Raw genomic sequence first — 8,339 nt, 5'->3', positions numbered from 1 at the left:
CGGCTCCGCGGTGTTGCGGGGGGGACCCGGCTCGGAGTGGGCCCTCTCCGTGCTCCTGATGCCCGCGGCCGCGTTCTGCGGCGCCGCGCTGGGAAGCCGGTTCGCCGACGGCCGCTGAGGCTTCCGGCGGCGGCCGTCGTTGGTCGCGCCGTACCGCGACGCGTGGTTCGACGTCCCAACCGCCCGCAGCGGCATCCACCTGACCGATACCGCCGGCTCGTACCGCGCCTTCATCGCCGAGGGCTTCGGACCGGACTGGAATCCCGTGGCTCTTTAGCCGGGCTCCCGGGCTCGTCGGGCGGATGTATCCGCTCCACCCGAGGAGGACGTTGACGATGGACTCCATGCTGGTATTCCTCTTCGCACCGAGGCCGTTCGAGCCGGTCGGAGGCGGATGAGCAAGAGAGTGCATCGACCAGAGGTTCGCGAGGGCTATGACCGCTGGTCGGAGAGCTACGACCAGACGCCGAACCCGCTCGTCGCGCTCGATCGACGGCACACGGTCGCGCTCCTGCGGCCCCGCAGGAGCGAGCGGATCCTGGACGCGGGATGTGGAACCGGCGCTCACCTCGGCCTGATGCTTCGCTCGGGTAGCTTCCCGGTTGGTCTCGATCTGTCACGGGGCATGTTGAAAGTCACACGCGCCAAGCACCCTTCGGTCCCCCTCGCGCAGGCGGACCTGAACGACCGGTTACCCGTCCGGCGGCGCTCCTTCGACGCCGTCCTGTGTGCGCTCGTCGGGGAGCACCTGAGCAACCTCCGCCTGCTGTTCCGCGAGATCCGCGACGGCCTCGTTCGAGGAGGGCGGTTCGTCTTCTCGGTGTTCCATCCCGAGATGGCCGCGGCGGGTATCGAGGCGAACTTCGAGCGGGATGGCGTCGAGTATCGCCTCGGAGCGCTTCGACATACGGTGGCGGATTACCTGAACCTGATCGACGGCGCCGGATTTCGTGGCATCGAGGTGTACGAGTTTCGCGGTGACGACATCCTGGTCCAGCAGGTGCCCTGGGCATCGAAGTACCGCGGCCGGCCGCTGCTGCTGGCGGTGGAGGCGCGCGAGAGCTGATGCCGGTTCAAGCGCGACCGGCCAGCCTCCGATACTCAACTCCGGGAGACCATTCACCATGCTCCGACTCGGGAACCTGATCGCCATCGCCCTTGCTGCATGGGTCGCCGTGGCGCCGCCTCCTGCTCTGGCCGACCCGCCGGCCGTGCAAGTGTTCAAATCTCCCACCTGTGCGTGCTGCGCGAAGTGGGTAGAGCACCTGCGGGCCCACGGGTTCGCCGTCCAGGTGACCGACGTTCCCGACGTCGGGCGTGTGAAACGCGAGCACGGAGTCCCCGAGCGACTGGCTTCGTGCCACACCGCCCTCGTCGCCGGATATTTCGTGGAGGGTCACGTACCCGCCGAGGACGTGAAGCGGCTCCTCGAGAAACGCCCTCGCATCGCCGGCCTGGCGCTTCCAGGGATGCCGATCGGATCGCCGGGAATGGAAGGGCCCAACCCGGAGCCCTTCGACGTGCTCGCCGTGGGGGCGAAGGGGCGGGCCAGGGTCTTCTCCTCGCATCGTCCCGCGGCGCCCCAGCCATGATGGTCCTGTACATCGTCGTGGCAGTCGCAGCGGCGGCGCTGGCGCTCAACGCCATGAGCCGCCGCAGGACCGACGACCTCCGGCAGACCGGTTTCTATCCGCCGCCGGGCCAGGGCAGCGACGCGGACGTCGAGCGACTCGTCGCGCTCGGCCGGAAGATCGACGCGATCAAGCTCTACCGCGAGATCCACGGCAGCGATCTCAAGACCGCGAAGGATGTGGTCGACAGGATGGCAGCGAAACCGGGCGCCGGTCGTACGCCGTAGGCCGGTCAGCCGAGCACCCCCGCAGCGCGCAGGGCGGCGATCTCCTCGGCGCCGATACCGAGCAGCCCCGACAGCACCTCGTCCGCGTGCTCGCCGAGGAGCGGGCCCGGGCCGCTCACGGCGGCCGGCGTCTCGGACAGCACGAAGGGCGGGCCGTCGATCCACACCGTCCGTCCCTCCGGCGTGGGCACGTCCACGAAGTGGCGGCGGGCGGCGAGCTGCGGGTCGCGCGCGCACAGGTCCTCGGCGTTGGCGACGAGGCCCGCCGCGACGCCGGCGCGCTGGAGTAGCACCATCGCCTCCTCGGCTTTCTGCCCGCGCGTCCACTCCGTGACGTGTCGGTCCAGCTCCGCGGCGTGACGGAGGCGACCGGCTCCGGTTGCGAAGCGCGCATCCCGCGTCCACGCCGGGCGGCCGACCGCTTCGCCCAAGCGCTCCCACTCCGTGTCGGTGAACACCGTGATCGCGATCCAGCGCTCCTCGCCGGCGCACGGATAGACCCCGTGCGGGGCGCCGGGCGCCTCCTGCGACGCGTTCCCGGCCGGCGCCGACGCGCCGCCGTGCACGGCGCGGTCGAGCAGCACCGGGCCGAGAACGCTCGCCGCCGTCTCCAGCTGCGCCAGATCGACGAGCTGCCCGCGCCCCGTCCGCCGCCGGTGCCAGATGGCGGCGAGCACGGCGAGCGCGCCCAGGTTCCCCCCCGCCAGGTCCGAGTACGAGTAGCCGAAGCCCGCCGGCGGGCCGCCCGGCTCGGCCATGAGGAGGGTGTAGCCGGTGAGCGCCTGGAGCGTTGGCCCGTAGCTCACGTGGTCGCGGTCGGGGCCGGTGAGCCCGAAGCCCGTCATGCGCACGCAGATGATGTCCGGCCGGAGCCGCACGAGCGTGTCGTAGTCGAGCCCCAGGTTGGTCATCACGCGCGCGCTGAAGTTGTCGATGACGACGTCCGAGACGGCGGCGAGCCGCCGCGCGAGGTCGAGGCCGCGCGCGTCGTTCAGGTCGAGCAGGATGCTCCGCTTGCCGCGCATGAGCGTGCCCGAGAGGCCGCCGCGGCGGTCGCCGAAGTCGAGGCTCCCGCGGCGCTCGACCTTGATCACGTCGGCGCCGAGGTCGGCCAGGATGCGCGTCGTCACCGGCCCGGCGACGACCCAGGTGAAGTCGAGGACACGGATGCCGTCGAGCGGCCGCATCAGCGGAGCGCCGCGACGACCTGCTCGTTGTGCTCGCCGAGGCGCGGCGGCCGCGCGGCGCGCCACGGCGCGTCGGTCAGCCGAAACGGCGCGCCCGGGTAGGGGACGGTGAGCCCGAGGTCCGGGTGCTCGATCGGGACGAAGAAGCCGCGCTCGGCGAGGTGCGCGTCGCGGAGCAGGGCCTCGGGCGGCCGCACCGCCGCGTAGGGGATGCGACGGAGCTGCGCGCCCTGGACCAGGTCCTCCACGGTGTAGCGCGCCGCCCAGGCGTCGAGGGCCGCGAACAGGCGATCCGCCTCCGCCTGCCGCGTCCTGATGTCCTCGAGCCCCGGGGCGTCGAGCTCGGCGCCCATGCCGTCGGCCTTCATCCACTCGACGAGCGAGGTCCAGTCGCCGAGCGTGCAGTGCATCACCCAGCCGTCACGGCAGCGGCCGACGCAGAAGTAGCGCGTCCAGTGGAGCGTGCCCTGGCGGGTTGGGACGAGCCCCATCTGGTGCCAGAGGCCCGGCACGTGCTCGAGCGCGCCGGCCACTGCGGCCTGGAGGCTCACGTCGACGCCCTGGCCGCGGCCGGTCGTGTCACGGGCGAGGAGCGCGCTCACCACGCCCACCGCCGTGAAGATGCCGGCCTGGTGGCAGGCCTGGAGGCCGAGCGAGCGGAGCGGCGGGCCGTCAGGGTGGCCGTTCACGAACATCATGCCGCCCATCGCCTGCGCGACCGTATCCGAGGCGCGCCAGTCGCGGTACGGGCCCGTCTGCCCGAACGGCGTGATCGAGGCGACGACGAGCCGCGGGTTCAGCGCGCGGAGCGACTCGGGGCCGCAGCCGCGCGCGGCCAGCGCGCCGGGCGGCTCGCTCTCGATCAGGACGTCGGCCCGGGCAGCGAGCCGCCGCAGTCGCTCAGCGCCCTCGGGACGCCGCCAGTCGAGCGTGATGCCGCGCTTGCCGGCGTTGTAGAACCAGAAGAAGAGGCTCCGCTCCGGGTCCTCGACGCCCTGCCAGAAGGGGGGGATGGACCGCAGCGGCGAGCCCTCCGGCGGCTCGACGAGGACGACGTCGGCGCCGAGGCCGGCGAGGAGCTTCCCCGCGAGCGCGCCCCGCTGATCGGCGAGATCGAGGACGCGCACCCCCGCCAGCGCACCCGTCACAGGCGGAGGAAGAGCTCGCGGGCGGCGTCATCGGTCAGGGTCGACACCGCCGTCACCCGATCGGAGAGCTCGCGCAGCACCTCGACCGAGCTCGGCCCCACGTCGATCAGCACCGAGTAGAGCGCGAAGCCGAGCCGCGCCTTCTCGGCCTTGAAGGCGGCGAGCCACTCCGGGCCCACCTGGCATTCGCCGTCGGTGATGAGGACGACGTCGCCGCGCCGGTAGCGCGCGGCACGGAGGCAGTCGAGCGCGGCGGAGAGCGGTGTCTCGAAGTCGGTGCCGCCGCCCGGGAAGTACTCGGCCACGTCGAGCGCACGGTCCTCCTGCACCTCGTGGCGCTCGCGCGGGTTCAAGTCGAGCGTGAAGAGCGGCGTGTCGGCCGACGAGAAGCAGATGAAGCGGAAGAGCCGCCGCTGCCGGCGAGCGACCTCGAGGAGCGTCAGCGCGACCGCCTTCGACCAGATCTCCTTGTCGCCCGCCATCGAGCCCGAGCCGTCGAGGCAGACGATCATCGGGCCGCGGCCGCGCTGGTCGGCGCCGCGGAGCGAGTACGAGAGGAGGCGGCCTTCGACCAGGCGGCGGGCGAAGTCGCGGCGCAGGAGAGGGTGGTGGAGCGCGAGCAGCTCGGGCGGGAGGAGGCGCTCCAGGTCGCTCCCGAGGCGCACCTCGAAGACCTCCTCGCTGGCGCGCTCGAAGGGACTCCGGCGGAGCGCGAGCGCCTGCTCGCGCATGCGGCCGACGGCGGCGGCGAGCTTCCGGAGCTTGGGGTTGGTGGCGAGCCGCCGGCCGAGCTCGATCTTCCGCCCCGGCGAGGTGCGGCCGCCGGCGCCGAGGCCGGTGCCCCAGCTCTCGGACTCCTGCCCCGCCTCCTCGAGCTGGCGCGCGAGGCCCGCGGCCGCGACGGGCAGCGCGGCGCGGGCGCGCGCCGGCATCTCGCGGAGACGCTCGGCCACCTGCTGGGCCTTCTGGCGGAGCCGCGCCTCGGCCACCCGTGCGGCGTGGGCGGCGCCCTCCCGCACCCGGCGCGCGGCGGCCTCGCCCTCCTCGGCCAAGCGGTCGACGTCTGCGAGCTCCTCACCGCGACGGCGGAGCTCGTCCTCGCGCCGCTCGAGGTCCCAGAGGTCGAGGAGGTCGCCGCGCGGCAGGAGGATTTCCTCGCGCAGCATGGCGAGCACCTGCTCGGCGATCAGCAACGTGCCGAGGCCCGCCTGCGTCTCGTCGAGCTGCGTCCGCTCGCGCAGGTGCTCGAGCAGCGGATGGCCGTGGAAGGCCTCGAGGAGCGTGCGGCCGAGCGCCGCGGCCGGCGCGACCGCCTCGGCCGGCCTGAGACGCGGCTCGAGCTTGAAAAGCAGGCAGAAGACGTCCTCGAGCAGCGCCCGGAAGTGCGGCACCAGTGTGCCGCCGTCCTCGGCCACCCGGGCCAGCGTCGGCGCCTCGGCGAGCAGCGTCGCGAACGCGCTCCGGTCGTAGGCGTCGCTCTCGATCCAGCAGTGCTCGTCGGGCGGGACGAGGACCGTGCGCGGCCGCGCCGCGGCGTCCTTGCGGCGCCTGGGCATCAGAGCCGCCCGAGCATCTCGCGCTCGATCTCGGCGATCTCGTCCCGGAGCATCTCCACCCGCTGGAGCGGGCGCCTCCCGCTCCGCGCCTGCGAGAGGATCACGTCGACCTTGGCGAGGATGTTGCGGACCTTGGTGTGCGCCTCGAGCGCGGCGCGGGTGCGGAGCTCGTCGGTGTCCCATGCCCGCAGCGCGTACTCGCGCAGCTCGCGCGACTGGTAGAGGAGGACCTGCACCTCGTCCTCGTAGCCACGCAGGAGCTCGCGGATGGTCGTGCGGACTACCGCGCGCTCCGCCGGATCACGCCAGAGGACGTGCTCGAGGAAGGGCACGTCCTCGTCTCCCACCGCGCCGCGGCCGGCGAGGTAGGCGCGCGCACGCAGCACGCCCACCGCCTGCGCCCAGCGCCGGTCGGAGACGATGACGTTCTTCGCGCGCAGCTCGCGGCGCAGGTCGGTCATGACGCGCAGCACCTCCCCGGGGACGGGGAGCGCAGCCGCCCCGGCGCGCGCCTCCTCGAGCGCGGCGAGGGGCAGCGTCGTCCGCGCCGCCGCCGGACGGGCCTGGAGCAGCTTCAGGAAACGGAAGTCCTCGCCCAGGTAGTCCACCACGAAACGGAGGAGGAAGCGGTCGTGGAGGGCGAGCAGCTCGTCGTCCTCGGGGAGCTCGTTCGCGGCCGCGAAGAGCGTGAGCAGCGGCACCTCCACCACCTCGCGCCCGTTGTGGAAGCGACGCTCGTTCATGACCGTCAGGATGGTGTTCAGGATGGACGAGCTTGCCTTGAAGACCTCGTCGAGGAAGGCGATGTGCGCCTCGGGGAGCTTGTGCGTGGTGAGCCGGCGGTAGTCGTCCTCCTCGAGAGCCTTCAGGCTGACCGCGCCGAAGAGCTCCTCGGGTGTCGTGAAGCGCGTCAGCAGCCACTGGAAGTAGCGCGCGCCCGTGAGCCGCCGGCACACCTCGTCCGCGAGCATCGACTTGGCCGTGCCGGGCGGCCCGATCACCAGCACGTGCTGCGCGGCGAGGAGCGCCACCAGCGCGCCGTCGATCAGCTCGTCGCGCTCGAGGAAGATCTGGCCGAGCTCCTCCCGGATGCTGCGCAGCAGCTCGCGCGGCGACGCCACGGGCGGGAAGATAGCCGAGCGCCGGCGCGAGCGGCAAGCTCGCAACCGGCGGCACTTCCCGGCACAATGGCGCTTCGCCCTACGCGAAGGAGGAAGACCCGAGTTGCTGCCAGGAAAGTCCCCCCGGATCCGCCGCCGAAAGAGCCTGCTCACCGAGCTGCTCCCCCGCCTGCAGACGGACGGGAAGCTGCACGGCGAGGAGCAATTCGTGCGCGAGATGGTCGAGACGTGCTTGAAGCTGCTGCGCGACCGCACGCGCGTCGCCGACGTGAAGCTCCTGAACGCCGCGCTGCGCGAGCTGCGCTACGCCTTCAAGGTGTTCGCGCCCTACGCCGGGGTCCGGAAGGTGAGCATCTTCGGCTCCGCCCGCACCCGCCCCGACGCGGCCGCCTATCGCACCGCGCACGAGTTCGCGCGCCGCATCGCGGCCGAGGGCTACATGCTCATCACCGGCGCGGGCAGCGGCATCATGCGCGCCTGCCAGGAGGGCGCGGGGCGCGAGCGGAGCTTCGGGGTCAACATCCGGCTCCCCTTCGAGCAGGAGCCGAACGAGTTCATCAGCAAGGACGCGAAGCTCACCACGTTCCGCTACTTCTTCACGCGGAAGCTCATCTTCATGAAGGAGGCGGACGCGGTGGCCCTCTTCCCGGGCGGCTTCGGCACGCACGACGAGGCCTACGAGTGCCTGACGCTCGTGCAGACGGGCAAGACGAAGCCGATGCCGATCATGTTCGTAGACGCGCCGCGCGGCACGTACTGGAAGACCTGGGAGCGCTACGTCGAGGAGCACCTGCTCCGCCACCACCTCATCTCCAAGGAGGACATGGCGCTCTTCAAGGTGACCACCTCGGTCGACCAGGCGGTGGAGGAGATCACGCGCTTCTACCGCGTCTACCACTCCTCGCGCACGGTCGGCCGCCAGCTCGTGCTCCGTCTCACCCGCCCGCTCCCCGCGAAGCTCGTCGACCGCCTGTCGCGCGACTTCGCCGACATCCTGCTCTCGGGCTCGATCGTGCAGGGGCCCGCGCTCGCCGAGGAGGACGAGCCCGAGCTGGCCGCGCTGCCGCGCCTCGTGCTGCACTTCAACCGCACCAACTTCGGGCGGCTCCGGCAGCTGATCGACCGCATCAACCACGACGGCTGATGGGGCGGCTCGTCCTCATCCGGCACGGCGAGAGCGCGGGCAACCGGGACCGCGTCTTCACGCGCACGCCCGAGGTGCCGCTCACGGACGCTGGACGCGCGCAGGTGCTGCGGGCGGCGGAGCGGGTCGCGGCGCGCTATCTGCCCGTTGCGGTCGTGTCGAGCCCGTTCCTGCGCGCGCGCCAGACGGCCGCCATCCTGGCCGAGCGGCTCGCTCTCGCGGTGCGCGTCGAGGAGGACCTGCGCGAGCAGTCGTACGGCGAGCTGGCCGGCCAGCCCTACGCCGCGTTGCGCGCCGCGAGCGACTACGACCCGGCGCGCTACTG

General features: G+C 72.4%; 9 protein-coding genes. 5 read left to right on the top strand and 4 right to left on the bottom strand.

The annotated features are described in order from the left end of the window. Nucleotides 1–394: 394 nt before the first annotated feature. Genes E6J59_01105 through E6J59_01095 form a run of 3 tightly spaced genes read left to right on the top strand, consistent with a single transcriptional unit; the run spans nucleotide 395 to nucleotide 1,858 of the window. Nucleotides 395–1,066 (top strand): class I SAM-dependent methyltransferase, encoded by a 672-nt coding sequence (locus tag E6J59_01105; GenBank protein TMB23863.1) that lies wholly within the window; start codon nucleotides 395–397, stop codon nucleotides 1,064–1,066. Nucleotides 1,067–1,124: 58 nt separating this feature from the next. Further along, entirely contained in the window at nucleotides 1,125–1,592 is a 468-nt protein-coding gene (locus E6J59_01100) for a DUF411 domain-containing protein (GenBank protein ID TMB23862.1), read from the top strand. After that, nucleotides 1,589–1,858, top strand: coding sequence for a hypothetical protein (locus tag E6J59_01095; protein ID TMB23861.1), 270 nt, complete (start codon nucleotides 1,589–1,591; stop codon nucleotides 1,856–1,858). Before E6J59_01100 ends, E6J59_01095 begins: the two co-directional genes overlap by 4 nt. A 5-nt stretch (nucleotides 1,859–1,863) precedes the next feature. Here the strand turns inward: E6J59_01095 and E6J59_01090 are convergent, their stop codons facing one another. The 4 genes from E6J59_01090 to E6J59_01075 are packed head-to-tail and all read right to left on the bottom strand — an operon-like array spanning nucleotide 1,864 to nucleotide 6,870. Beyond that, nucleotides 1,864–3,045, bottom strand: coding sequence for a CoA transferase (locus E6J59_01090; protein TMB23860.1), 1,182 nt, complete (start codon nucleotides 3,043–3,045; stop codon nucleotides 1,864–1,866). Then, the gene (locus E6J59_01085; GenBank protein TMB23859.1) at nucleotides 3,045–4,193 is read right to left on the bottom strand and encodes a CoA transferase; all 1,149 of its coding nucleotides are present in this window, start codon (nucleotides 4,191–4,193) and stop codon (nucleotides 3,045–3,047) included. The genes E6J59_01090 and E6J59_01085 overlap by 1 nt, the downstream gene beginning before the upstream one ends. After that, nucleotides 4,190–5,932: a VWA domain-containing protein gene (locus E6J59_01080; protein TMB23858.1), complete on the bottom strand. Its 1,743-nt coding sequence runs from the start codon at nucleotides 5,930–5,932 to the stop codon at nucleotides 4,190–4,192. The genes E6J59_01085 and E6J59_01080 overlap by 4 nt, the downstream gene beginning before the upstream one ends. Continuing rightward, the gene (locus tag E6J59_01075; GenBank protein ID TMB23857.1) at nucleotides 5,749–6,870 is read right to left on the bottom strand and encodes an AAA family ATPase; all 1,122 of its coding nucleotides are present in this window, start codon (nucleotides 6,868–6,870) and stop codon (nucleotides 5,749–5,751) included. The genes E6J59_01080 and E6J59_01075 overlap by 184 nt, the downstream gene beginning before the upstream one ends. On the opposite strand from E6J59_01075, the gene E6J59_01070 reads away from it, so the two are divergent. Both E6J59_01070 and E6J59_01065 read left to right on the top strand, forming a co-directional pair. Continuing rightward, nucleotides 6,839–8,014 (top strand): TIGR00730 family Rossman fold protein, encoded by a 1,176-nt coding sequence (locus E6J59_01070; GenBank protein TMB23856.1) that lies wholly within the window; start codon nucleotides 6,839–6,841, stop codon nucleotides 8,012–8,014. The genes E6J59_01075 and E6J59_01070 overlap by 32 nt on opposite strands. Continuing rightward, nucleotides 8,014–8,339: histidine phosphatase family protein (locus E6J59_01065; GenBank protein TMB23855.1), on the top strand; the 326-nt coding region annotated here is incomplete at its 3' end. The genes E6J59_01070 and E6J59_01065, both read left to right, overlap by 1 nt.

The sequence above is a fragment of the Deltaproteobacteria bacterium genome (genome assembly GCA_005879795.1).
Taxonomy (GTDB): Bacteria; Desulfobacterota; Binatia; order DP-6; family DP-6; genus DP-6.
Note: the sequence above shows the minus strand (reverse complement) of the source record. Positions and strands in the feature narration are given on the sequence as shown.